The 276-nt window shown below is 61.6% G+C and carries 1 protein-coding gene; it reads left to right on the top strand.

Annotated features, from left to right (window positions below; all coding sequences use genetic code 11):
• Positions 1 to 276 (top strand): TonB-dependent receptor domain-containing protein (locus AAEY75_RS14930; RefSeq protein ID WP_352260014.1); only part of this gene is annotated, 276 nt, incomplete at both ends.

Below are 276 nucleotides of genomic sequence, written 5' to 3'. Positions count from 1 at the left end.
GCCTACACCTACGGTCGCAACGACGACAATGGCGAACCGCTGAACAGCGTCAACCCGCTCAAAGGCGTGTTTGGCCTGGGCTACGACCAGGACAACTACGGTGGCCTGCTGAGCTGGACCGTGGTGAAGAAACAGGACCGCGTCGACAGCACGACCTTCCACGCGCCTGACGGCGGCACCGATGGCCCGTTCAAAACCCCGGGCTTCGGCATCCTCGACCTGACCGCTTACTACAAGGTGAGCAAAGACGTGACCGTCAACGGTGGCCTCTACAAC

Origin of the sequence: Psychrobacter sp. TB55-MNA-CIBAN-0194 (genome assembly GCF_040309505.1) — a bacterium.
GTDB classification, from domain to species: domain Bacteria; phylum Pseudomonadota; class Gammaproteobacteria; order Pseudomonadales; family Moraxellaceae; genus Psychrobacter; species Psychrobacter fozii.
This window is presented reverse-complemented; position numbering and strand designations above follow the sequence as displayed.